The organism is Amphibacillus sediminis NBRC 103570 (assembly GCF_001552275.1).
Taxonomy (GTDB): domain Bacteria; phylum Bacillota; class Bacilli; order Bacillales; family Amphibacillaceae; genus Amphibacillus_B; species Amphibacillus_B sediminis.
Genome location: NZ_BCQW01000001.1, coordinates 374,089 through 398,816, shown reverse-complemented (window position 1 = coordinate 398,816; position 24,728 = coordinate 374,089). Strand labels below are relative to the sequence as shown.

The following is a 24,728-nucleotide window of genomic DNA, read 5'->3' as shown; positions in this document are numbered from 1 at the left end:
GAAAAGGAGACAAGGTCATGAAGGTATTTAACGAATCGATCCAAGCCTATCAAACGGCTAAAGAATTACTACCAGGTGGTGTTAATTCACCTGCGCGTGCTTTTAAAGCCGTAGGAATGAATCCAATCTTTATGGAAAGAGGGTCAGGTTCACGCATTACCGATATTGACGGGCAAAGCTATATTGATTATGTATTAAGTTGGGGACCACTAATTCTTGGTCATGCTCATCCTCATGTGGTAGAAAAGCTTAAAATGGCTGTGGAAGGCGGGACAAGCTTTGGTACCCCGACACGGTTAGAAAATGAGCTTGCTTCACTAATTATTGAACGTGTACCTTCAATTGAAATGGTTAGAATGGTCAATTCTGGTACAGAAGCCACAATGAGTGCGTTACGTTTAGCAAGAGGGTATACGGGTCGTTCTAAAATCATTAAATTTGTCGGTTGTTATCATGGCCATGGCGATTCTTTACTAATTAAAGCAGGTTCGGGTGTTGCGACGCTTGGACTTCCTGACAGTCCTGGTGTTCCTAAAAGTGTTGCAGAGCAAACCATTACTGTTCCGTATAATGATTTAGCAAGTGTTCGTTATGCCTTTGACCAATTTAATTCAGACATTGCGGCAGTCATTGTTGAGCCTGTAGCTGGAAATATGGGCGTTGTCCCACCAAACCCTGGGTTTTTGGAGGAGCTAAGAACGCTAACACGTGATGCTGGAAGTTTACTTATTTTTGATGAGGTAATGACAGGTTTTCGGGTCGGTTACCATAGTGCTCAAGGTCACTATAATGTCACTCCGGATTTAACTTGTCTCGGGAAGGTAATTGGAGGCGGGCTACCGGTTGGAGCTTATGGCGGCAGACGCGATATAATGGAATGGGTAGCGCCAGTAGGCAGTGTCTATCAAGCAGGTACTTTATCGGGAAATCCATTAGCGATGACCGCTGGACTTGCGACACTTTCCGCACTTGACAAACAGGCATATGAGATCTTAAATCAACGGCTTGAACAGTTGGTTAAGGGTTATCAGCAAGCTGCAAAGCGACATCAGATTTCACTTCAAGTTAATCGTGCAGGTTCAATGGTGGGCTTTTTCTTTAATGAACAACCTGTGACAGATTACCAGATAGCGCAACAATCTAATCATGATTATTTCAAAAAGTACTATCAGGCTATGATTGAGGCAGGTATCTTTTTACCGCCATCGCCGTATGAAGGAGTCTTTTTATCGACGGCTCATACGAAAGAAGATATTGAGTTAACTATTGTAGCTGCTGATCGTGCTTTTGCAAAAATAAAAGCAGCTTTATAGTTGTATAAATGATGTTTTTTGAATGCAAAATTAGTATAATGGTTGCTCAATTGAACAAAGTTAAATTAGCTTAATGTAAGGTGTTAGCCATAGCTCGACCACTGACAACTTGGCATATTCTCTTAGAATAAACATATAACTGTTAGGAGAGGACTTGTTGAGTTGAAAGGAGGAAAGGAAATGGCTGCACAAGAAGATAATAGCGCTTTTCAATTTGAGCTATGTGAAACGTTAGCGCTTCGACAGAATGAAGGCGTCGCAGAGATGCTTGGCATCGGACTTGATCCAGAAATCACCATCCAGAGTTATCCCGATTATATTTCGATAAGAGGAATTATTGTATTAACCGGGGAATATTTACCAGCAGATTTAGATTCCCAGGACACAATTAATAAACCTGAAATGGCTAATGCTCGTTATATGAAAAGAGTTGAACATGATGAGGATGGTATTTTTGAATTTGTTCATCATTTCCCCGTTGATATTTCGATTCCGCATGAACGTATCAAGCGGCTCGATGATCTATCTGTAAGTATCGATAGCTTTGATTATCGCCTTCCAGACGCCTGTAAATTAGAATTAGAAGCAACGGTGTTGATTCATGGATTAGAGCATCAACCAACGAAGCGGATTAAAGAAGAGTTGCCCCATACAGATAAGGAAGACAATACAGAACCGTTTGATCAAAAAGATCTGTCTGAAGATGAACCATTTGAATTTGATATAAAATATAAAGAGGATACACAGCCTGTCGCTGCAGATATTAAACGGGAAAAAGCGGATCAGCAAGAAGTAGAGGCTAGCGAAAATCAAAATAGCGTGCAAAGTAATAACTCAGCGGAAGTTGAACTAGTAACTGAAAAAGATGATCGATCAGAAACGACAGTTGAGAAAAATAATCGAGAAAAACAACTTGAAACGATAGTCGGGAAGAACGATAAAAGTAATCAGCCTGAACCAATAACCGAAAAAAATGAAAGAAGTAATCAATCTAAATCGGGAATTGAGAAAAACGATAAAAGTGATCAGGCTGAACCAATAACCGAAAAAAATGACAGAAGTGACCAATCTGAATCGGGAATTGAGAAAAACGATAAAAGTGATCAGGCTGAACCAATAACCGGAAAAAATGACAGAAGTGACCAATCTAAATCGGGAATTGAGAAAAATGATAGAAGTGACCACCCTGAATCAGCAAACGAAAATAATGATAGAAATGATCATTCTGAATTGGGAATCGAGAAAGAAGAACAGGACGCTCAACCTGAAGACACTATCGAAGAAGCTAATAAAGATGCCCAACTTGAAGTAGTAGTAGGAAAAAAACAAGAAAAATCCCAATCAGAAGCGAAAGCTAATGTTAGTCACAACAGCAAGCAAGCTTCAGCTAAAAGGGAACACGAGCAACAGGATGCGGAAGAAGGCACTGACAATCAAGAAGATCAGCTAGATCGACCAACTTATTTATTAGATTTGTTTGATGATGATCAAGAGGATGAACAACGTTATTCACAAATGAAAATGTATATTGTTCAAAATGATGACACATTAGATGTAATAGCTGATCGTTATGGGTTGAACTTGTCTCAGCTTCAAGAAGCTAATCGATTAGAGACCACTTCGGTTTATCAGGGGCAAGTCATTTATGTACCAAACTAATTTAATCATAATAGAGCTCAAGTTAAACTTAACTTGGGCTTTTGCAAATTCACCAAAGGGCACTGAATCTTTTGGTGTTTTTTGAAAGCTTGTTAAAGCTAGCTGTTGATAATTGACTAAAAAAACTATCTTCAAGAATAGGTGTATGATTATAGAAGTTGATGATGATCGTATAGAGCATCCGATATCATCGCTTATCAATTCAAATCTGAGGGGAAGATTTGTGCAATATATTAGATTCAGAATAGTAATCATAATCACCGAAGACTTAAGATGTGGATACTACGATGTAACGGACGTAGTGGTAAGAGGGTCTTTTTAAAATACTTTTTTCTCCCTTTATTTATTTAAAAAACGTTAAGTAGAAAGTTGTACAATGATTTACTTTAGAGATGAAAGACATGATAGAAGCCAATTCAAGAGCTCGTTGAATTGGCTTTTTGCATGCCTTAGCTAATCATCTAGGATAGTGTGGATGAGCTTATTGAATTAAATCCATTTAAGATAAAAAGCAACATAAATACCGATAAACAGGCCAGTCAAAAAAACGTCAAGTGTCGTTGGGAAGAGCAAGGTCCGAATCACTTGTACAACGATAATTGGAATTAAACAACGCTCAATTATGATTAGCCACTTTTGACACCATGGTGGCAACCGATAACGATAAAAGCGAGCCATATGTCCACCTCTCTTATTCGCCTTTTGGTGTATTATATGCATCATGTTTGTGGATGTAGCATTTAATTGTTAAATCCCTGTTGACTTTTTAACTTGTTTTTGGATAAAATAAACGATATCAAAACGAAATGAAACGAATAAAATACGATGAAGAGGAAGAGTACATTGTTTACACTTGACAGAGAGGAAATCACTAGCTGGAAGATTTCTAAGTCACTGACAGTGGAAGGTAGCCTTGGATGTAGTTTTACTGAACGTCATATTACAATGACTACTAGGTTAAACCGGTTAAAGCCGTTATCAAAATGAAGTGTATAGTCAATGATAGGCTATAAACAAAGGTGGTACCACGGATTGCTCAACCCTTTTCGTCCTTTATAGGACGAAAAGGGTTTTTTATTTTGAATGGCTCGGCATATTCAGCTATGTCAAAATGTTCTAACTTGATTTATAAAGAAGCTGAAAAAGGAGATTTAGCTAAGCTAGACTTGTGTTTATTGAATAAAGGAGGAAGATGAAATGAATGATCAAGGTCATAATTTACCACCGAAGTATGATCCAAGCACTATTGAGACAGGACGCTACCAATTTTGGCTAGAAGGCAAGTTTTTTCAAGCAACGCATGATCCTAATAAAAAGCCTTATACTGTCGTGATCCCACCACCAAATGTAACAGGGAAACTCCACATTGGTCATGCGTGGGACGGGACGTTACAAGATATTATTACAAGAATCAAACGGATGCAAGGCTATGATGTTTTGTATCTTCCAGGGATGGATCATGCAGGAATAGCGACACAGGCAAAAGTGGAAGCAAAGCTACGGGAAGAAGGAACGAGTCGTTATGATCTCGGTAGAGAAAAGTTTCTGGAAAAAGCTTGGGAATGGAAAGAGTCATATGCCTCATTTATTCGCAAGCAATGGGAGAAGCTAGGTTTGGGCTTAGACTATTCTCGAGAGCGATTTACGCTTGATCAGGGCTTATCAGAAGCTGTTAAAGAAGTATTTGTCCAACTTTATCAAGAAGGGTTAATTTATCGTGGTGAATATATTATCAATTGGGATCCTGTAACCCAAACAGCTTTATCTGATATAGAAGTTATTCATAAAGAAGTGACAGGTCACTTCTACCATATGAAGTACCCATTAAAAGATGGCTCAGGACATATTGAAATTGCAACAACACGTCCAGAAACGATGTTGGGCGATACAGCTGTAGCTGTTCATCCAAAAGATGAGCGCTATCAACACCTAATTGGCAAGAAAGTGATTTTACCTATTGTCGGTCGTGAAATCGAGATTATTGCTGATGACTATGTTGATAGAGAGTTTGGTTCTGGTGTCGTTAAAATTACGCCAGCTCATGATCCAAATGACTTTGAAGTTGGCAACCGTCATGATTTAGAACGTATATTGGTGATGAATGAAGATGGTACAATGAACGAAAATGCTGACAAATACGAGGGAATGGATCGTTTTGAGTGCCGAAAACAGATTGTTCAAGATCTCCAAGAGCAAGGCGTTTTATTTAAAATCGAAGAGCACGTTCATTCAGTTGGTCATTCTGAACGTAGTGGAGCTGTTGTTGAACCTTATTTATCGACTCAGTGGTTTGTAAAAATGCAGCCGTTAGCAGACGAAGCGGTAAAGCTTCAACAAAATCAAGCGGAAAAAGTAAACTTTGTTCCCGAGCGGTTTGAAGGCACCTATCTACGATGGATGGATAATATTAGAGATTGGTGTATTTCTCGTCAATTATGGTGGGGACATCGCATCCCAGCTTGGTACCATAAGGATACTGGTGAGATTTATGTTGGCAAAGAAGCACCGGCTGATTTTGATCATTGGGAGCAAGATACAGATGTTTTGGATACTTGGTTTTCTTCGGCATTATGGCCGTTCTCAACATTAAACTGGCCAGATACAGAGGATAAAGAATTTAATCGTTATTTCCCTACTAGTACACTGGTTACTGGTTATGACATCATTTTCTTCTGGGTAGCTCGAATGATTTTTCAATCTAAGCACTTTACCAACCAGCGTCCATTTGATGACGTGTTAATTCACGGGTTAGTCCGCGATGCAGAAGGGCGGAAAATGAGTAAGTCATTAGGCAATGGTGTTGATCCTATGGATGTCATCGATAAATATGGGGCAGACTCATTACGTTATTTCCTGGCAACTGGCTCTACACCAGGTCAGGACTTGCGCTTCCATTGGGAAAAGGTAGAATCAACGTGGAACTTTATCAATAAAATCTGGAATGCTTCTCGATTTGTTTTAATGAATACTGAAGGTATGACTTTGCAGGATATCGATCTTACATTGGATAAAAATGTTGCCGATCATTGGATTCTAACACGCCTAAATGAGACCATTAATCAAGTTAATCGTCATACCGATCGTTATGATTTTGGTGAAGCTGGACGTTATTTGTATAACTTTATTTGGGATGATTTCTGTGATTGGTATATTGAGATGGCTAAGCTGCCGCTCTATGGCGATGATGAGGCGGCTAAACAGTCAACACGATCCATTCTTGTCTATGTATTGGATCAGATTTTACGTATGCTCCACCCATTTATGCCATTTGTAACAGAGGAAATCTGGCAGCACCTTCCACATGAAGGTGAGTCGATTACCCAAGCGGTATGGCCAAAAGTTAACGAAGCCTATACGAATAAACAAGCTGCTTCAGAGATGCAACGTCTTGTTGCAATTATTCGTTCAGTAAGAAATATTCGAGCAGAAGTGGATACCCCATTGTCAAAGCCTATTGTTCTTGTGATAAAGCCAGATCATGCAGATATCGCTGAGCAGCTTGAGTCTAACCGTCATTATATTGAGCGCTTCTGTAACACAAACGAATTAACGATTCATCTCAATAGTGAAGTGCCAGAGAAGTCAATGTCAGCTATTGTAACTGGAGCAGAGCTCTATTTACCACTGGCAGGATTAATTGATGTTGAGAAGGAGATTGAACGCTTAACAGCTGAGCTAGAAAAGTTAAATAAAGAAGTGGATCGGGTTCAGAAAAAGTTAAGCAATGAAGGTTTTATCAAGAAAGCCCCAGAAAAAGTTGTTGCTGAAGAAAAGCAAAAAGAAGCTGACTATTTAGATAAGCGGGCAAAGGTGATGGCTCGCCTAGAAGAATTGAAAAATAATTAAGGATTAGCTCAAATGGGTGCGAAGCATCCATTTGAGTTTTTTGCTGGTATACTATATCCTAAGCTGATTCAAGCTGTTAAAGTATAAGGGAACATGTCATGTCTAAGTAGGAGATCCAACAGCCAGTAACGGCCCGATTGGTTCAACTAACGTTCAGTGTGCGAAGAGGAAGCTGACTAAGGCTCGCGACGTCGTGTCGCAACGTCTGCACGAGCACATCCTATGCGTCGAAACCCCACTGAACGAAAGTTTCACTTTATCTCGTGAAATAGAAGACCCGCCAAAACCTATTATGATGATAGAGACAGGAGTGGATGATCGTGTTTAAAACAAAGCAAGCTTTTGAACATTTTCTCAATCAACGTGATCAACTCGGAATTAAACCTGGATTAGAACGAATGGAGATATTGTTAGATGCAGTCAATCACCCCGAACAAAAACTTAAAGCGATTCATGTTGCTGGAACAAATGGAAAGGGTTCAACGGTTACCTATTTAGCATCGGTATTAATTTGCTCGGGATACAATGTTGGTACATTTATGTCGCCAAGTTTAACTAACCGGCAGGGTATGATTTCGATCAATCATGCATACATCTCAGATAAAGATTATCTGAAGTATGCGAATCGTTTAGCAACTGTCATTGAACAACTAGATTGCCATGGAAATCCTGCTAGCAATTTTGAAATTTTAGTTGCCATTGCTTACCAGTATTTTGCTGATTCAACCGATGTAGTGTTGGTTGAAGCCGGTATGGGTGGGCGAATGGATGCGACAAACTGTTTAATACCTGTTGTCTCAATCATCACCTCAATCGACTATGATCATACTTATTTTTTAGGGGATCAACTCGAATCGATTGCATATCATAAAGCAGGTATTATCAAACCCGGCTGTCCGGTTGTAGTCGGGGCATTGCCAGAAGAAGCAATGCGGGTCATCAACAGTGAAGCTTTGAATCAAGCGGCAAAATGCTATTCACTTCATGAGGATTTTCAGGTAAAACAAAATCATGATAATGTTTTCCTTTTTGAAACTAAAGATAGCCAAGATCGTTTAGCTTTTCAACTAGCACTAGCTGGTAAGCATCAGGTAGAGAATGCGGCCTTGGCCGTACAAACGTTATTTTTATTGAAAAATCAAGGATTTGTTATTACAGATCAGCAGATCCAAACCGGACTAGTTAAGGCAACGTTAGCTGCTCGATTTGAAACGATTCACACGAATCCAACCATTATTCTTGATGGCGCGCATAATGTAGCAGGTATCAAAGCATTTGTGCAGACGGCTGAATCACAATTTGCTAACGATCGCAAACAGTTACTATTTGCAGCATTCAAAGATAAACCATTAACAGCAATGGTTCAACAACTTGATCAATCTTTTGATCAGATAACATTCACGACTTTTGAGCATGAGCGAGCTATGACAACGGACGCACTCTATCAATTGTCGGATCACCCGTTTAAGACAAAAGAAGAGAATTGGCAGGCATATATTAAGCGAACGCTTTTAGCAGATGATAACGACGTCGTGACTTTTGTCTCTGGTTCACTCGCTTTCGTTGGAAAAGTAAGGGAATATATTGAGACAATGGTATTGCCTAGTTCGAAGTAAAACACTATACTAAAGACTAAGGATATAACGTATCGGTGAATACTACATAGCTACCTTGATCAGATTGAGGTTACAATACTTAATGATGGGTAATTTTGTTTAACTTCATTCAGCAGCAGTCTCCCACTTTTATAAGTGGTGAGATCAATGTCTATTGTATGCCATTCAATGGAGGGAAAATCCCGTCTGAATAAAGTTAAAGCCTCCGGTGGATGCCACAGATTTTCAAAGAAAAATAATCGAACTTCGCTCGATAAGATCTGGGCGCAAATACGCTAAGCCGCATTTGATTGTTGTTTGACATACTAAATGAACGTAAGCGTTTAGTTACTAATAGGAAAGGCGTGCAAAAAAATGGAGAGAACGTGGATTAAGAATGAAACCGGCCTAACCTTAATTGAATTGCTAGGCTCAATTACGATATTGTCGATTGTGATTATGACATTTCTAGCTTTTTTTATTCAATCTGCTAAGTCCACCAAGGTTTCTGAACAAATGATGGATGCCACCTATGCCACTCAACGATATGTTGAAACTGTCTATCATGAATCCATTGATGTCGACTATCAAGCATGGATTGAACAATTACGTTTAGAGGCAGATCAGTTTCATCGCACAAGTCAAGCAGATCAAATGACTGTTAGCTATGCCGGATACCGCATGGACGTGTTAATTGAACCTGTCATTGATCAAGAAAATAATAGATTGGTAGATTTATATAGGGTATTAGTCAAGACCTATGATCAACAAAATGTTAAGCAAGCCCAAATCGAAACAAAGCTGGTGGTGCATGCAGGAGGAGATACGAGTGGTTAAGGATGAGCGTGGAATAACACTAGTTGAGTTACTCGGTGTTTTGGCAATCATATCTGTCGTTATTACCTTAATTGGCTCTACTCATCTTTTCGGGCAGAAGCAATTTATCTATCAAATAGATGAGATCGATAAGATGGCAGAGGTACGTCAGCTCATGAGTCAGTTGACGACAGATATTCGTGCTGTTTCTGCAGAGTCGATCTCGATTGATCAAGATGCATTGGCAGTAGGAACGAATACGTATCAGTTTGAAAATCAAACGGTTTATCGAAATGGGCAAGTGTTAAGTAACGAGATTAGCACGTTCGATGTCGTGCTTTTAGCAGAAGGGATTGAAGTAAGTATTGAGAGTACAGCTAATCTGCGCCATATTGAAAGCAAGCTGGCTACCACCATTTATTTTCGAAAGTAGGTGATTAAATGAGCAAAATCTTGAAATGGCTTAGAAATGAGCGTGGCGCTAGTCTACTTCTCGTTTTAATGACTTTACTTGTACTATCTATTTTAGGGACGGCGATTGCCACTGTTTCATTTGCTCATGTTAAATTAACGGTCACGGATCGCGATTATCAATCAACCTACTATATTGCCGAAGCGGGTGCAAACCAAGCCTTTAACGAAATCACGACAGTGGTTGAGCAGGTCTATCAATTACGTGATGATCAAACTAGCTTTTTTAGCACACTTGATCATATCTTTATCAGTGAAATCGATCAATCGATTGATCAAGATTTCGAGAAACAATTTGGCGAACAGCCACAGGTCAGCATTACCATTGAACAGCTTGACCATGATAATCCGAGGGGATATCGTCTGACTGCAAAAGGTAAATTAGGTCAACGCAGCCGGACGGTTGAAAAAGATTTTTCGATCCGCTGGATTGATAAAAATCAAGGAGGACGGCTTCCGATAGCGCATGGTATGGCTGTTATGCTAAGAAATCGGTTATATTTAACGAATGGTCCTAGGATTGTAGGGGATGTTTATTTGGACTCTATCGAAGCGAATGCACTAATGCTTAACGGAAATGCTCGAATGAATCAAGGTAAAACCTTCTTACCAGCCAATGCTGATGATCGTGTTGTAAATAAACCAGATTATTATCCAGACGATCATCCAGATGTTCACGCGATGCAAGAGCAAATCCCTTGGGATATTTATCAGGAGCTAGCTGATAGCTTTCCTGATTTTCCTTCATACGATTATCCAGCTGATCAGACAATTGGTAATGAATATAATGAATTTAAAGTTATTAACAATGGTAGCCTTTATATAAATAGTTGGCAGGCGAATAACTATGTTTTGAAACTAGCTAATCACCTTCGCTTTAATCAAATTGTGTTGGGATCAAATAACACGTTGATTATAGACACCCAGGGAGCTGAATGGAACATCGTACTTGATCATTTAGATGCCAGTAATGGACATATTCAATTAATAGGTGGGGGAACAGTCAATTTCTTTATTAAAAACAAACTAACGTTTGGTAGCGCTAGTCAATTAAATTATTCAGGTGTGATTTCTCAGTTAAATCTCTATTATGGAGGACAAGAGACCATTATTTTAGGAGGAGGTCAAGCAATCAATGGATCACTGTTTAGCCGGCAAGCGGATATGGTAATTGAAGAAGGTGCTAGAATTAAAGGGTATTTATTAAGTGGAGGGAAACAAATCACCTATCAAGGAGGTGCACATGCGAATTCGTTTGTGATTGCCCCCTATGCTGAGGTTAATTTAATAGGCGGTGCTAATGTCTCTGGCGCTTTAATTGCAGATAGCTTAAATGGAACTGGAGGGGTTTCAGTGGAGTATCAGCAAGTTAATCTCGAGGAATTTCCATTTCAAATTCCGAATCGAGATGATCGAATTGGTCGTGATGACCTGATCATTGGTCAGCCAATTAGAGAGCAAAACTAGGGAAAGGGGGCTTCATTATGGCTATCCAAAAGAAACGTAAACTTGGTGATCTACTTAAGGAAGCGGGCCTAATTACTGAAGAGCAAATTATTCAAGCGCTTGAGCATAAGAAGGAAAGGCAAAAGCTTGGTGATGTCTTAGTAGAACAAGGCTATTTAACTGAGAGACAATTATTGGAAGTTTTAGAGGTTCATTTGAAGATTGCTAGTGTCTCATTATACCGTTTCCCAATCAATGAACAGCTAATTGAGCTAATCCCAAAAGAAGTGGCAAGGGCGAATATTTTAATGCCGATCGAACTGCACGAGAATAGTTTAACGGTAGCAATGAACGATCCATTAGATTATTATGCGATTGATGATTTAGAGCTGGCTACTGGTTTTGAAATTAAACCGGTGCTGGCGACAAAAGATGATATATTGCAAGCCATTAATAAGTATTATGATCTAGATGAGGACTTTGAGGCTGATGCAAGTGATGAGCATGCACCAGCTGTTCGAATTCTTGATCAAATTCTACAAACAGGTGTGACATTAAGAGCAAGCGATGTCCACTTAGATCCTAGCGAAGCAAAGATCGCAGTGCGCTATCGTGTTGATGGTATGCTTAGGAATGAGCGGGTCCTTCCTAAGCGAATCCAAAATGCACTTATTGCCCGAGTGAAAATCCTCGCTAACCTTAATATTACAGAAACACGGATGCCTCAGGACGGAAGAATTAGATTAGTGATCGATGCAAAACCCATTGATTTACGTGTATCCACTTTACCTACCGTATTTGGTGAGAAGGTGGTTATTCGGATTCTTGATTTGACGAATATTTTGAAAAAGTTAACAGAGCTGAACTTGGTTCAGGATACGTTAACCAAATATCAGGAAGTGATTTCACGTCCATCCGGTCTTATTTTGTTAACAGGTCCGACTGGGTCTGGAAAAACGACTACATTATATAGCTCGATTAATGAGTTGAATCGAGAGGATGTTAATATTATTACGGTTGAAGACCCTGTAGAATATCAACTTGAAGGAATTAATCAAGTTCAGGTTAATTCATCAGTTGGTTTAACCTTTGCGACAGGTTTACGCTCAATCTTACGCCAAGACCCAAATATTATAATGGTTGGGGAGATTAGAGACAAAGAAACAGCGGAGATTGCGATTCGTTCGGCGTTAACTGGACACCTGGTTTTTAGTACCTTACATACAAACAGTGCGATTGATGCTATCCCGCGACTTTTTGATATGGGTATAGAACCATATTTGGTGGTTTCAGCTTTAACTGGAGTCATGGCTCAACGTTTAGTTAAACGGGTATGTAAGGACTGTCAATATCAACGAAAGGCGACACCGTTAGAGCAGGAAGTATTTAATAAACGGCAAATCGAAATCGACCAGATAATGGATAGTAGTGGTTGTGATAGTTGTCGCGGGACAGGCTACCGCGGACGGATGGCTATTCATGAATTGCTAGTCATTGATGAGGAGATAAAGAGCATGATGATGAGCCGAGCGAGTCTATCAGAAATAAAACAATATGTCCGACAACATGGTATGGACTTCTTAATCGATGATGGTTTACAGAAAGTAAAACAGGGCCTTACGACACTTGAAGAAGTGATGCGCATTGCATTGATGAATAGGAGGAAGCTGATATGGACCGATTAACAAAACTTTTGACCGCTGCTTATCAAATGAATGCTTCGGACATTCATCTTACTGTCGGTTCGGTTCCAATCTTTAGAATTGATGGTCAACTCGTTCCTTATCGTGGGGAGAGATTAGAACCCAATGATACGGAGGAGATGGCAAGATCAATCGTGACTGATGATTTGTGGCATCGATTAGAAGTTGACCGAGAACTGGATTGGTCATATCAAATCACCGGTCTTTCACGCTTTCGTGTTAATCTTTTTTATCAACGTCAGAATTTATCGATCGCATTAAGAACAATCCCAACTCAGATTCCTAAGCTAGACGATCTAGGCTTACCTGAGGTACTTAAACAGATTGCCAAGAGACCACACGGGTTAGTGTTAGTAACAGGCCCAACGGGGAGTGGGAAGAGTACAACACTTGCCTCAATGATTGATTATATGAATCGAACGATGAAACGACATATTATCACATTGGAGGATCCAATTGAATATGTGCATCAGCATGATCAATCCATTATTGATCAAAGAGAAATTGGTCTTGACACGACTTCATTTCAGAAAGGTCTACGAGCCTGCTTAAGGCAAGACCCAGATGTTATTTTAGTTGGCGAAATGCGTGATTTAGAAACCATTTCGACAGCTATTACAGCAGCAGAAACAGGACATTTAGTATTAGGAACATTACATACACAGAGTGCTTCCTCTACGATGGATCGAGTGATTGACGTTTTTCCGTTGCATCAAAAGGATCACATCCGCATTTTATTAGCGAATGTCCTTGAGGCAATTATTTCTCAGCGGTTATTCCCTCTTATCGATCAGAATGGACGAATTGCCGCGACTGAAATTTTAATTAATAATGCAGCCATTAAAAATTTAATTCGTAATGAGAAGATGCACCAAATTCCTAATACGATACAAACTTCTAAGGAACAAGGAATGCACACACTTGAAATGGATATTCGTGAAAAAGTAAAAAATGGGTTGATTAGTCAGGTGGATGCTGAGCCATATCTAATCCAGTCGGTTTGATTTTTAAGGGGGTGAGCACGGGTGGCTTTATATGCCTATCAAGCTAAAACAATAGACGGGAAAGTAAAGAAAGGAAAGTTGGAAGCTGAGACTGAAAAAGATGTCTTAGCAGAATTAAGTCGAATCGGCTTACTTGTTTATCAAATAAAAAAGCTTAATCCTGTTCTCTATCAAGATATCTATATTGGACGGGCAATTAAACCTAAAGACTTTGTTATATTTTTACGCCAGTTTTCGACATTGATTGATGCGGGCATTACACTGGTCGATGCGATCGATATTTTAGCTGAACAATCCAATAGTAAAGCACTCAAGCAGGCTTTGGCTGGAATTAAAGAGCAGATTCAGTCGGGTGAATCACTTTCGCAGGCTTTAGCTGCTTATCCCAAACTTTTTCCTGAGCTATTTATTCAGATGATTCATGCAGGTGAAGTAAGCGGTCGACTCGATGAAATTATGGATCGGATGGCTACCTATTATGAAAAACAATATCAACTAAAGCAAAAGATTGTAACAGCACTCACTTATCCAGCTGTAATAGGTGTCTTGGCTTTACTGATAACCATGTTTTTGTTTGCTTATATCGTGCCGGTTTTCACTAATATGTTCCTGTCTTTTGACCAGGAGATACCAGCATATACCGCCATGATTTTGCGTATTAGTGCTTTTTTTCAACAATTTTGGTGGGTGATATTACTCGTTATCTGTTTAGTTGTCTTGACTGTGAAGCTACTCACAAAAAAACAACAATTTGCTTATTTATTTGATTTGTTTAAATTAAAAATGCCGATTTTTGGGCTGTTTACTCAAAAAACATTGTTAGCTCGGATGACGCAAACATTAAGTTCATTATTAAGCAGCTCAATTCCTATCTTAGAAGCTGTTGAGATTACTGAACGTGTCGTCAATAATCGTGTAATCAAGCAGGTATTAAAGGAAAGCAAACACGCGTTAGAGGAAGGAAAATCACTGGCAACTCCCATGACCAATCACTGGGTATTTCCGAAGCTTGTTTCTCAGATGATAGCGGTGGGTGAGGCTACAGGGGCAATGGATGAGATGCTTAAGAAGGTAGCTGACTTTTATGAACAGGAGCTTGAGGAAGCGTCTAGTAAGTTAAAGGCTTTGATTGAGCCGATCATGATTATTTTTCTATCATTTGTGGTTGGCGCTATTGTTCTTGCTATTGTCATTCCTATGTTTAATTTATTTGATTCTATCTCATAGCAAAATAAGCCAAAAGTATCATTTTACAACCAAAGGACTAGACATAATTTCCATAGCTAGTATAATAGTTTTATAAAATCAATTTCAGATGCGATGATAAATTACCTTATTTGGGCACTTTGGTAATTTGGAGCAAGTAGTGCAACCGGCTGACATCATAAAAGATTATTTATGTTGTGAGCTTTTTTTGTGTTCATAATTCAGAACATTGGCTCATATTGATTGGTAAAAGTTACAATTTATTTTTATTAGTCAAGGAGGATAAAAATGGCAAACATTAAAAAACTTATCAAAGGTGAAAAAGGATTCACTCTGGTTGAATTACTTGCGGTTATCGTTATTTTGGGGATTATCGTAGCAATTGCGATCCCAGCTATCAGTAATATTGTTGACAAAGCACGTAATGATGCGGACGAGCAAGAGGTAGCATTAATTTTAGACGCTGCTAGACTTTATGAAATTCAGGAAGAAAATAGTCTTCCGGTTGATGTTGATACCCTAATTGAGAGCGGTTATTTAGATATTCGCCAAGGGGATGCACCTCAAGGTACGGTAAGCCGAAATGAGAACGGAGAATTAGAATTTAATTAGTATGAAATACGAGATTGGACAGGGATCAAGAAAATCAAAATCATGCGATGATGGACGTGGACTAGGCAAGCTTTACCCTTGCCTAGTCATATAACGTAGCAGGAAGTATGGGAATGTGCTTGCTCGGTAGATTGTTCATTTGTCCAGCCACTTTATACTATAGGAGATCGAGATGGAATTATTTAATGTCATCATCTTTTTTATTTTAGGTACAGTATTTGGATCATTTTACAATGTCGTTGGGCTACGTGTGCCACGAAAGATCTTTCTACAGTCAGAACGATCAATTTGTCCCAAATGCGAAAAGACTTTGAACTGGTATGAATTGATACCGATTTATTCATATATTCTTCAAAAGGGAAAGTGTCGAGGTTGTCAGCACTCAATTAGTATCATTTATCCTCTTATAGAGCTTCTTACAGGGGTATCCTTTGTCTTATGCTATTGGCACTTCGGATTAACGATTGATCTGATTTTTGCGTTAGTGATCACATCGTTAGCGGTTATTGTCATTGTCACAGATCTGAGTACATATCTGATTCCAAATCGTATTTTACTTTTTTTCCTGCCATGGTTCATTTTATTGCGCCTGATTATTCCAGTTGATCCCTGGTGGTCACCGATTGCTGGTGCAGTTATAGGCTTTAGCTTAATTCTCGTCATTATTGTAGCTAGCAAAGGTGGTATGGGGGCTGGAGATATGAAATATTTTGGTGTACTTGGGATTGCTTTTGGGTACCAAGGGATTCTTTTAGTCTTTTTACTAGCTACTTTCTTTGGCGCATTGATTAATCTGATTTTGCTAGTGCTGGGAAAGGTGACACGTAGGTCAAAGATTCCCTTTGGCCCCTATATCAGTTTAGCTACACTAACGGTTTTATTTTGGGGAGAAGCCCTTATCACATGGTATATTGAGTTATTTTTTTAAAAGCAGTTGTTAAATAATTTAAAGCTGAGGGGGTGAATGCTATGCCACTCTTTAATAGAGAAGCTGTTTGTTTAATTTTTACTGACCGAGTTATACGTTACCTTGTTTTTTCCAGTCGTAAATCTGTACAGGTCACTGATTTTGGCGAAATTATTTTTGATCATTCTATTATTGAAGATGGACGAATCATTGATCAATTACAGTTAACGACTACTTTAAAACAACTGATCGAACAAAAGAACTGGAAACGTCATAAAATCAGCTTTATTGTTCCAGATAGCTTCGTTACTTTACGTGAAGAACAAATTCCAGCTCAGTTGGATAAGGAAGAGGCGAAGTCGTTTATTAAGCTCCAGCTAGATGGCAGCATTCGATTACCCTTTAAAAATCCAATACTCGATTTTCAAGTTCTTGAAGAAGGTGTCGAGCATCACCGGGTTTTGTTATTTGCTTATCCATCCGATCGCCTTTTACCTTATTATGATCTTTTTGAGAAGTTAACTTTGCAGCCAAAGGTAGCTGATCTTTCTTTCCTAAGTCTTTATCGTAGTTATCTAAAGGCAGATTTATCTGAGCCTCATGAGCACTTATTGGTTATTCAGTGGAACATTAATGATCTTATTCTAACGGTATTTAATGAAGATATCCCACGCTTTAATCGGCACATGCGTTTTGCGGGCTCTAGATTGAACTGGAAGAAAGATCCACAAACGCAACAGTTATCTTGGCAATCGTCTCAAGCGGATTTGTCAGCATTTGTGGAAGATCAATTATTGTCAATCGAGCGTTTCATGGATTTCTATCAATATTCAATTATGAATGGAGAAGCACAAATCACGTCGTGTTTAGTTGTAGGAGATTTTCCTGAGCTAGAGCTTATTTATCAACAACTTAGCAAACGCTTTGAATTAACACCTAAGTCACTTAACTTGCCCTTTAAGCTTCCCATGGCCTATGCTCCACTTTTTGGTCTTTGTTTAAAGAACGAGAACTTTACAGATAAGTCGTAATAAGGGGGAGGGGGACGACCAAATGATCGAGATTAATTTTTTTGAACAAAAGAAAAAGAATAGCGTCCCTTATTTACTATTAGCTGTTGCAATTATATCTAGCTTAGTCCTTGTAAGTTATCTGATTATTGCTACAAAGCAATTAAATTCTCAGTATACGGATAACTTAAGCCGAATTAAACAACAGGAAAAAATAGTAGCTGAAATTGAACAAATTAATTTAATGGCAGATCAGGTTAGCAAGCTCTCAGCCCAATTAGATCAACTGGAGCAAAATAAATTTCCGACGATCTACTTGTATGATGCGATTCAATCTGTACTCCTGAAACATGATGCCACGATTTTGTCTCACTTTCACTATTCACTAGGGGAGCGATTGTACATATCGCTACAATTGGAAGGTCTTGATCGAGTGGCAGAACTTGATCGTGCTTTGCTTCAATTAGCCTATATTAATTCAGTTGAGCTTGAGTTAATTGAATTGACAAATGAGGATAAAGCTTACTATCAAGCTGAGATGAAAATAGAGATAAATCATAACGGGTTACTTGAGGTGATGAGTGATGGTGACTAAATGGAAAAGAAAGCACATCCTATATCTAATTGTCATCATATTAGGACAGATTATGCTATGGTATTACGGTAGTGAATTTATGCTTAGTCCACATCGAGAAAAGTTAAATGAAACAAAAAGGACCTTAAACTATTATGATCAATTAATTCATACTGATCAGGCAAACCAGACAGCAACAGATTGGGTTGAAGTAGCAGAGTCTATTCAGTACCAATTGCCTACCGAGCAAAATATTGATCAAGTTCTTATTGCAATAAATAGTCTTGAAGAAGATCAAGACGTTACAATTCAACAGATTATGAAACTGACAGATGACAGCTCTTTTGCTGAACTAAGTTCCTATCCTGAGTCGATTAACCAAGTTCAATATCAACTTATCTTTAAGGCACAGTCAAGTCAGGCTTTCCGAGATTTTATTTTTCAGCTAGATCAGATCGAGCGGCATACCGAGATCACACAGCTAGATTATCAACAAATTTCCGATAATCTTATCGAGGGGAATGTCACAATTCGTATTTTTTATAATGAAAATGTCTTAATCAATTAGTATATATCATTTTTTTTGGAACATTAGACGGCTCTGATAGACATGGGTCGTCTTTTTTTTTAATTCTATCATGCTAGAGTTAATAGGACAGAGTAGATAGGAGTGGAAAAAAGTGGAGTCAAAAAAACAAATTTCTTATAAATTAAATAACGAAGAACAGAACGATAAACTTGATGCCTTATTGCATGATGAACAGGCTGCCGGTATGTCTGACGTAGAACCATTTGTCTATGCTTCACCACCTTCAAATAAGAACACGACGCGAAATAATATATGGATTAAGTTTGCCATTACGGGTTTGCTTGCTGTGGTCATAGGAGTAGGTTTTGGTCTCACATTATTATACATTTTTGCGCAAGGAGCTGATCAAGACTATGACCAAGTAAATGAGATTAGTGACCAAAATGCTGTATCAACCGCTGAAACTGGTGATACAAGTAATGACTACACATTGGCACCATTGTCCGGCTATGTTATTCAAGCGGGGGTCTTTCAAACAAGTGAACAAGCTGAGCAGTATCAGAGCGCGCTATCTGAAGAAGGATTCTCATCAGTTTTATGGGATACAGAAGAAGGCTACCGGGCTTTTATTGGTGTCTATTCAACAGAAGAAGAGGCTAAAGCAAATGAAACAGGGTTAAATGAAGCAGGGTTCGATTCATATGTCCGACAATGGCACGGTGATGAACGGTCACTTGACCTTTCTGATCAAGAACATGAATGGTTATCTCAATTCTCTAAACTTTGGGAGCAGGCATTAGTGGACTTCAATGATGATCAAAAGCAGAGTTGGGCAACCTGGCTTGAAATTGATAAAAACAGTTTTTCACAGTCGATGCAGGCCTTTTATCAACAAATTACTCAGCATTTTAATGAAATGGAAGCCAATAACCGACCTATACGATTACTTGAAATGTGGCAAGCTTATCAGAATCTTAACCATTAAAAATTATCTAAGGTTCAAGAAAAGTTTTAATGGAAGTATCTTTTAAAAAACAAATTTATAGATGTATCATCAATTGTTTATTAATTTAATTGAGTTGCAGCTTTATTTTTTTAGATTACAATGAAACTATCTTATAAAGAGAGGAGGTAATTTATGCCCAATCTTCATTTAAAAATGAAGGATATCCCGAAAAAAGACAGACCAAGGGAAAGACTCATTGAACACGGGGCATCACACCTATCTTTTCAAGAACTTTTAGCGATTATCATCGGAAGTGGGACGAGAGAGGAGAGTGTACAGGAATTAGCCAAACGAGTCTATATGCATTTTGAAGGGATTGAGCTTTTACGTGATGCAACGTTAGAAGAGTTAATGGCCATTAAGGGAATCGGGCAGGTAAAAGCAGTGGGCATACTTGCTACCATTGAGTTAGGAAATCGTATGAATAGGCTAATTGCAAATGAACGTTATGTAGTCAGGTGCCCTGAAGATGGTGCTGAGTTTGTTATGGAAGATATGCGATTATTAAAGCAAGAGCATTTTGTTGCCCTCTTCTTAAATACAAAAAATCAAATTATTCATCGTCAAACTGTCTTTATTGGTAGCCTTAATTCAAGTATAGTGCACCCACGAGAGGTATTTCGAGAAGCTGTCAAACGATCAGCAGCATCCATTATCTGTGTTCACAATCATCCATCTGGCGTGCGCCTACAAAGCTGTTCATAAAAGTGATCAATTAGATCTAGAATTCCTTATCAGATTCTATGACCAGCACCTTACTTCTAATGGAAACATAATGGAGGACAAGAGCATGGTGTAAAGCTATTGGCTTGGTCAAGTGATGTATGGTAAAGGCTATACTGCTTGAACTCTAGACTTATGGATGGGGATGCATGATAACATTTGTGTTATTTAGGTAGAATAAGCTAAGCTCGTCAGACTTAGATTATGATAGGGTCTACCTACCAATCTCCTAGTTGGAGAAACAGTCAAAAGGAGTACCTAACCATCACGTATCTTTTTTGAACAGATAGGTAGGGATTACCTAAGTAGCGATTGCTATAGGGTAACGGAGTCTCCATAGTACTCAACGTTTGCGGGTAATCTGCTTAGCAGGGGGAAGGGAGGCAGGTTGATAGATGAAAAAGGATTGGGGGCGTCACGAAGGTGACAGTTAAGCCGATTAATCAATTTTCAGTCTTACATGAACGGTTAAAACAGGGGAAATTTATTAAGGATTGTTATCGTTTATTATATCAAAGAGAGCTTTGGCAGGAGCTTCGGACCAGTTATCATACTAAAAGCTGGCAACGATCAAGGAATCATGATTTAAGCAAACTTTTATTTGCATTGAGATCCAGCAATTGGGGAACAATTGCTCAAATGATCAAACGTACATGGGTTATGGAAAGTTTAATTTATGTAATCGAGCTTCTTTTTATTTCACCTTGCTTAAGATCTGCTTATCACTCAAGCCCAGAACAAAGTCTTAACCACATTAAGGCCAATTGGGAAAATGTCCATTGGGTAATCAAGCTTCGTTATCAATCTAGACCAAATACCTTTACTAATCGGATTTGCCACTTAATTGATGATCAAAGGTTCATTAAATTAATTAGCCTTTTTTTCTCTCACCTGCAACAGTCACAAAAGGAACGCTTTAACGGCTTATGCTTGGCCATCCAACTATCGCAGCATGTTATATATCCTCAGGCTTTACCGATCACTTCCTCATCTTGTTTTTATTGCTTCTCCAACCAAACAGTTTATTTAGCTTTAATCTGCAATAAAAATTCTACGCTATTATTAGTTGAAAGATTGAAAGAAAAATTGGCCTCCGATTATAGTATTCACTTCCATCACTTCTCTAAGCCGATTCGCTTAGCAGGGTATTCAATACGTTATTCCCAGCGTCATAACTGTATCCGATTTGAAATTACCAAGCAAGCCCTCGAACACATCGCGCAATTACATCAGTATGGAAGTATGTGTAATAAAAAACCATATCCCCGAGGAGCGCTTATTCATTTACCTATTGATCAGATTGCTAATATCTATGCTAGAGAATGCTTTGTAGTTGCTTGTTTATTTAAGTATGCTGATAACTATAGCTTTTTAGGCCAATTGTTTTATTTTGCCCAACTTAGTTTACTAAGAACGATCGCCTTAAAGAAAGGCTGCTCCGTAACGAAGGCTGGCAAATGGCTGAAGGAACAGGGATATAAGCCGATTCGTTTGCCGAAACAACCTGCTCTGTTTAGTTTTCATGTAGACACATATCAACTGGCGAGCCGTATACATTGAAAGGTGTACGTACGGTTCTGAGGGAGGTTTGTCGCTATGGACAGATCGACCCTACGATCCATCACCATCACAAGAAGATATATATGTAACAAAGAGATTAGTCGAGTGTGGAAAAATGATTGGAATAGAGCTGTTAGACCATTTAATTATAGGTGACCATAAATTTGTTTCTTTAAAAGAGAAGGGGTATGTTTAAAATACTCTAATAGCCATGTCTCCTTTAATGCTTTTAATCCTATTCCTATAAAAATAAAGTTGAAAGAGGTTCGTTAACTGGCAACGACCTTTGCCTTTAGATCAAAAGCTCGTAGGTAAACATATCGAAAATAAAAGCCATCCATGAGTGAATTGCACCTCCAATTGTAAGTTGTGTGTCTAATAATTGGGCTGCAGTTTGTGAACGGGTGGTTTTCTCTGCTTTATATAGAAAAAAGTCAGATAGCCTTATCTAGCCATCTGACTGCTAAAAAACCTAAAGGGTAAGCCAAAGCTTTCTCTCAAGTTTTTATCTTAAATAGTTGTGAACACTCCCGCTTCAAGCGTGTTAAGTGGGGGGGAGTTCAAAAACAACTTAATCCTTAGTATTTGTTTCCGTCATCAATCAAATACGACCCGAACATCAGCGCTGTTTTCATAGTCGTAATTTTCAAATGAAAAAACATGTAAACGCATTTCAAAATCAGTTTCAAATGCAGGTAGTTTACCACCATTATAGTCTTCTATAGTCAAGACCGCATATGCTGATTTGCCACTCGCTACATCCTGACTCATGTATAATATTCGTTCATTCACCATTCTACCATCAACAGACACATCACGAGCTTGAAAGGTAACAGTTTCGTCTGTTTTATTATGAACATCAAAGGTAACTTCGATTCTTTCTTCATCCCAATATTCATCGATTATTTTCTCAATACTAACTAAAGTTGCTGAGAAGTCCTCATTATCGGCTATTGGCTGATTAAGTTCGATTAAGTATTCTCCCTCTACTGATTTATCCTCTACATCTTGTTGATCTGATTCATCACTCTCGACAACATGTTGATTATCCACGTCATTTTCCTCTATAGTATCATCGTCAACAACAGTTGTTGGTGGTTCCTCTGTAGGCTTACTGCCAGCAATATCTCTAAAAACGGACCCACAACCACTTAATATAAAATAAGTAGATAAGAGCATGATTAGTAATTTAAACTTCATATGTAACCCTCCTGTTTTCAAAAACATTCCCTGATATTATACGAGATTTATCAGGTTTTTTCACCTGTTTTTTAAAAAAGTTAGGAACAGCATTAAATGATTTTTACATTTCAATATCTGGAGCTGAATCTAACATTTTTAACAAAAAAAGCACCCGACCATTATTACACCCTGCTAGAACTTGGTGCTTGATTTCGATCAGTTCCTTTGCTGTGTGCTAATGTGAAAGAATTATAGAGATCTATAATAGAACTTTTAGATCATTTTATCGGGAGTGTTGTGATGATCTATTCCTAAATGAAAAAGGTTCACATAATAAGACTATCTATTTTTGATAAATTCTCGTATAATTAAAAAGGTGAGTTATCAAATTGAAAGCGACCTACTGAGAGAAAAATCTTACGTAGGCGCTTCTTAATTATGGTAAGATATAAGATAACAGCTTTTAAAACATCTTATAAGATATTATAGAGAATTTTTTGAGTATAGAGAGGACGATTGAAGTGGCAAAATTCAGTTTTACACAGGATTTAGGTATTGATTTGGGGACAGCTAATACTTTAGTTTATATTAAAGGAAAAGGAATAGTGGTTAGAGAGCCATCTGTTGTGGCTAAGAATAATTCAACCGGTGAAATTGAAGCAGTTGGTAGTGATGCAAGAAATATGATCGGGCGTACACCAGGAAATATTTCTGTTATTCGACCAATGAAGGATGGAGTTATAGCTGATTATGATACAACAGCTTCTATGATGAAATATTATATTCGTTTAGCTCAACGGAATCGTTCTGCTTTAGCAAGAAAACCGAATGTTATGGTTTGTGTGCCTTCTGGTATTACAATGGTTGAAGAGCGTGCTGTCATTGATGCGACAAAGCAGGCAGGGGCAAAAGAAGCTTTTCCTATTGCTGAGCCGTTTGCAGCGGCAATAGGTGCTGGATTACCGGTCTGGGAACCAACCGGAAGTATGATTGTAGATATTGGTGGAGGAACGACAGAGGTAGCCGTAATATCATTAGGCGGCATTGTGACAAGTCAATCGATTCGTACTGCCGGTGACGATATGGATGATGCGATCATTCAGTATATTCGCAAGAAATACAGTTTGATGATTGGTGAGCGTACTGCGGAATCAATCAAAATGGATATTGGTTCAGCCGGGCATAGCCTCGACAATGAATCCATGGATATTCGTGGTCGAGATCTATTAACTGGCCTACCTAAAACTATTACAATTACAGCAGAAGAAATTGCCCAATCTCTTAAGGATACGGTCACAGCTATTATTGATTCGGTGAAAAATACCTTGGAGAAAACACCACCTGAACTTTCCGCTGATGTGATGGACCGTGGTATTGTTCTATCTGGTGGGGGAGCTTTATTGCGAGGGCTAGATCAGGTTATCTCAGAAGAAACAAAAATGCCTGTTTTTGTGGCTGATGCACCTCTTGATAGTGTAGCAATAGGAACCGGTAAAGCTCTAGCCTATATTGAACATTTTAAATCACATCCGAACATTGCTTCTCGATCAACTATGGATTAATTGG

21 protein-coding genes, 1 pseudogene, 1 riboswitch and 1 other annotated feature are annotated in these 24,728 nt (G+C 38.6%); of the genes and pseudogenes, 20 read left to right on the top strand and 2 right to left on the bottom strand.

Going from position 1 to position 24,728, the window contains the following annotated elements:
• Window positions 1-17: 17 nt before the first annotated feature.
• Together hemL and ASE01S_RS01955 are read left to right on the top strand one after the other, a co-directional pair.
• Window positions 18-1,313: a glutamate-1-semialdehyde 2,1-aminomutase gene (gene hemL, locus ASE01S_RS01960; protein ID WP_067837462.1), complete on the top strand. Its 1,296-nt coding sequence runs from the start codon at window positions 18-20 to the stop codon at window positions 1,311-1,313.
• Between the two features lie 180 nt (window positions 1,314-1,493).
• Window positions 1,494-2,972 carry a LysM peptidoglycan-binding domain-containing protein gene (locus tag ASE01S_RS01955; RefSeq protein ID WP_067837460.1) on the top strand — a complete coding sequence of 493 codons (1,479 nt, stop codon included), beginning with the start codon at window positions 1,494-1,496 and terminating at the stop codon, window positions 2,970-2,972.
• A 489-nt stretch (window positions 2,973-3,461) separates the two neighbouring features.
• Here the strand turns inward: ASE01S_RS01955 and ASE01S_RS01950 are convergent, their stop codons facing one another.
• Window positions 3,462-3,650, bottom strand: a complete 189-nt coding sequence (locus tag ASE01S_RS01950; protein ID WP_067837458.1) for a YszA family small membrane protein — start codon at window positions 3,648-3,650, stop codon at window positions 3,462-3,464.
• Between the two features lie 138 nt (window positions 3,651-3,788).
• Window positions 3,789-4,029, top strand: a binding site (T-box leader).
• Between the two features lie 140 nt (window positions 4,030-4,169).
• On the opposite strand from ASE01S_RS01950, the gene ASE01S_RS01945 reads away from it, so the two are divergent.
• The 17 genes and pseudogenes from ASE01S_RS01945 to ASE01S_RS01865 all read left to right on the top strand — a co-directional run.
• Window positions 4,170-6,818, top strand: a complete 2,649-nt coding sequence (locus ASE01S_RS01945) for a valine--tRNA ligase (protein ID WP_067837455.1) — start codon at window positions 4,170-4,172, stop codon at window positions 6,816-6,818.
• Window positions 6,819-7,138: 320 nt separating this feature from the next.
• Entirely contained in the window at window positions 7,139-8,434 is a 1,296-nt protein-coding gene (locus tag ASE01S_RS01940) for a bifunctional folylpolyglutamate synthase/dihydrofolate synthase (protein ID WP_067837451.1), read from the top strand.
• A 354-nt stretch (window positions 8,435-8,788) separates the two neighbouring features.
• Window positions 8,789-9,250, top strand: coding sequence for a type IV pilus modification PilV family protein (locus tag ASE01S_RS01935; protein WP_067837449.1), 462 nt, complete (start codon window positions 8,789-8,791; stop codon window positions 9,248-9,250).
• Entirely contained in the window at window positions 9,243-9,662 is a 420-nt protein-coding gene (locus tag ASE01S_RS01930) for a PilW family protein (RefSeq protein WP_067837447.1), read from the top strand. The genes ASE01S_RS01935 and ASE01S_RS01930 overlap by 8 nt, the downstream gene beginning before the upstream one ends.
• A gap of 8 nt (window positions 9,663-9,670) precedes the next feature.
• Window positions 9,671-11,167, top strand: coding sequence for a PilX N-terminal domain-containing pilus assembly protein (locus ASE01S_RS01925; protein ID WP_067837444.1), 1,497 nt, complete (start codon window positions 9,671-9,673; stop codon window positions 11,165-11,167).
• Between the two features lie 17 nt (window positions 11,168-11,184).
• Window positions 11,185-12,831: a GspE/PulE family protein gene (locus ASE01S_RS01920; protein WP_067837441.1), complete on the top strand. Its 1,647-nt coding sequence runs from the start codon at window positions 11,185-11,187 to the stop codon at window positions 12,829-12,831.
• Window positions 12,819-13,853 (top strand): type IV pilus twitching motility protein PilT, encoded by a 1,035-nt coding sequence (locus tag ASE01S_RS01915; protein ID WP_067837438.1) that lies wholly within the window; start codon window positions 12,819-12,821, stop codon window positions 13,851-13,853. The genes ASE01S_RS01920 and ASE01S_RS01915 overlap by 13 nt, the downstream gene beginning before the upstream one ends.
• Window positions 13,854-13,874: 21 nt before the next feature.
• Entirely contained in the window at window positions 13,875-15,080 is a 1,206-nt protein-coding gene (locus ASE01S_RS01910) for a type II secretion system F family protein (RefSeq protein ID WP_067837436.1), read from the top strand.
• A gap of 77 nt (window positions 15,081-15,157) precedes the next feature.
• Window positions 15,158-15,240, top strand: a riboswitch (cyclic di-GMP riboswitch).
• Window positions 15,241-15,347: 107 nt separating this feature from the next.
• Complete coding sequence (locus ASE01S_RS01905; RefSeq protein WP_067837434.1) at window positions 15,348-15,671, top strand: competence type IV pilus major pilin ComGC; 324 nt, start codon at window positions 15,348-15,350, stop codon at window positions 15,669-15,671.
• A 172-nt stretch (window positions 15,672-15,843) separates the two neighbouring features.
• On the top strand, window positions 15,844-16,599 hold the full coding sequence (locus ASE01S_RS01900) for a prepilin peptidase (protein WP_067837432.1): 756 nt from the start codon (window positions 15,844-15,846) through the stop codon (window positions 16,597-16,599).
• Between the two features lie 41 nt (window positions 16,600-16,640).
• Window positions 16,641-17,609 (top strand): type IV pilus biogenesis protein PilM, encoded by a 969-nt coding sequence (gene pilM, locus ASE01S_RS01895; protein ID WP_067837430.1) that lies wholly within the window; start codon window positions 16,641-16,643, stop codon window positions 17,607-17,609.
• 22 nt (window positions 17,610-17,631) lie between these two features.
• Complete coding sequence (locus tag ASE01S_RS01890) at window positions 17,632-18,183, top strand: PilN family protein (protein WP_067837428.1); 552 nt, start codon at window positions 17,632-17,634, stop codon at window positions 18,181-18,183.
• Window positions 18,176-18,730: a hypothetical protein gene (locus ASE01S_RS01885; RefSeq protein ID WP_169793082.1), complete on the top strand. Its 555-nt coding sequence runs from the start codon at window positions 18,176-18,178 to the stop codon at window positions 18,728-18,730. Before ASE01S_RS01890 ends, ASE01S_RS01885 begins: the two co-directional genes overlap by 8 nt.
• Window positions 18,731-18,842: 112 nt before the next feature.
• Window positions 18,843-19,676, top strand: coding sequence for an SPOR domain-containing protein (locus ASE01S_RS01880; RefSeq protein ID WP_067837423.1), 834 nt, complete (start codon window positions 18,843-18,845; stop codon window positions 19,674-19,676).
• Between the two features lie 153 nt (window positions 19,677-19,829).
• Window positions 19,830-20,402, top strand: a complete 573-nt coding sequence (radC, locus tag ASE01S_RS01875; protein ID WP_067837421.1) for a RadC family protein — start codon at window positions 19,830-19,832, stop codon at window positions 20,400-20,402.
• A gap of 441 nt (window positions 20,403-20,843) precedes the next feature.
• Window positions 20,844-21,980, top strand: a complete 1,137-nt coding sequence (locus ASE01S_RS01870; RefSeq protein WP_067837417.1) for a hypothetical protein — start codon at window positions 20,844-20,846, stop codon at window positions 21,978-21,980.
• A 55-nt stretch (window positions 21,981-22,035) separates the two neighbouring features.
• Window positions 22,036-22,176, top strand: a pseudogene (locus ASE01S_RS01865) (JAB domain-containing protein); the annotation flags it as partial.
• 401 nt (window positions 22,177-22,577) lie between these two features.
• Here ASE01S_RS01865 and ASE01S_RS01860 read toward each other — a convergent pair.
• Window positions 22,578-23,180: a hypothetical protein gene (locus ASE01S_RS01860; protein WP_067837411.1), complete on the bottom strand. Its 603-nt coding sequence runs from the start codon at window positions 23,178-23,180 to the stop codon at window positions 22,578-22,580.
• 503 nt (window positions 23,181-23,683) lie between these two features.
• Here ASE01S_RS01860 and ASE01S_RS01855 point away from each other — a divergent pair.
• The gene (locus tag ASE01S_RS01855; RefSeq protein WP_067837407.1) at window positions 23,684-24,724 is read left to right on the top strand and encodes a rod shape-determining protein; all 1,041 of its coding nucleotides are present in this window, start codon (window positions 23,684-23,686) and stop codon (window positions 24,722-24,724) included.
• Window positions 24,725-24,728 lie beyond the last annotated feature (4 nt).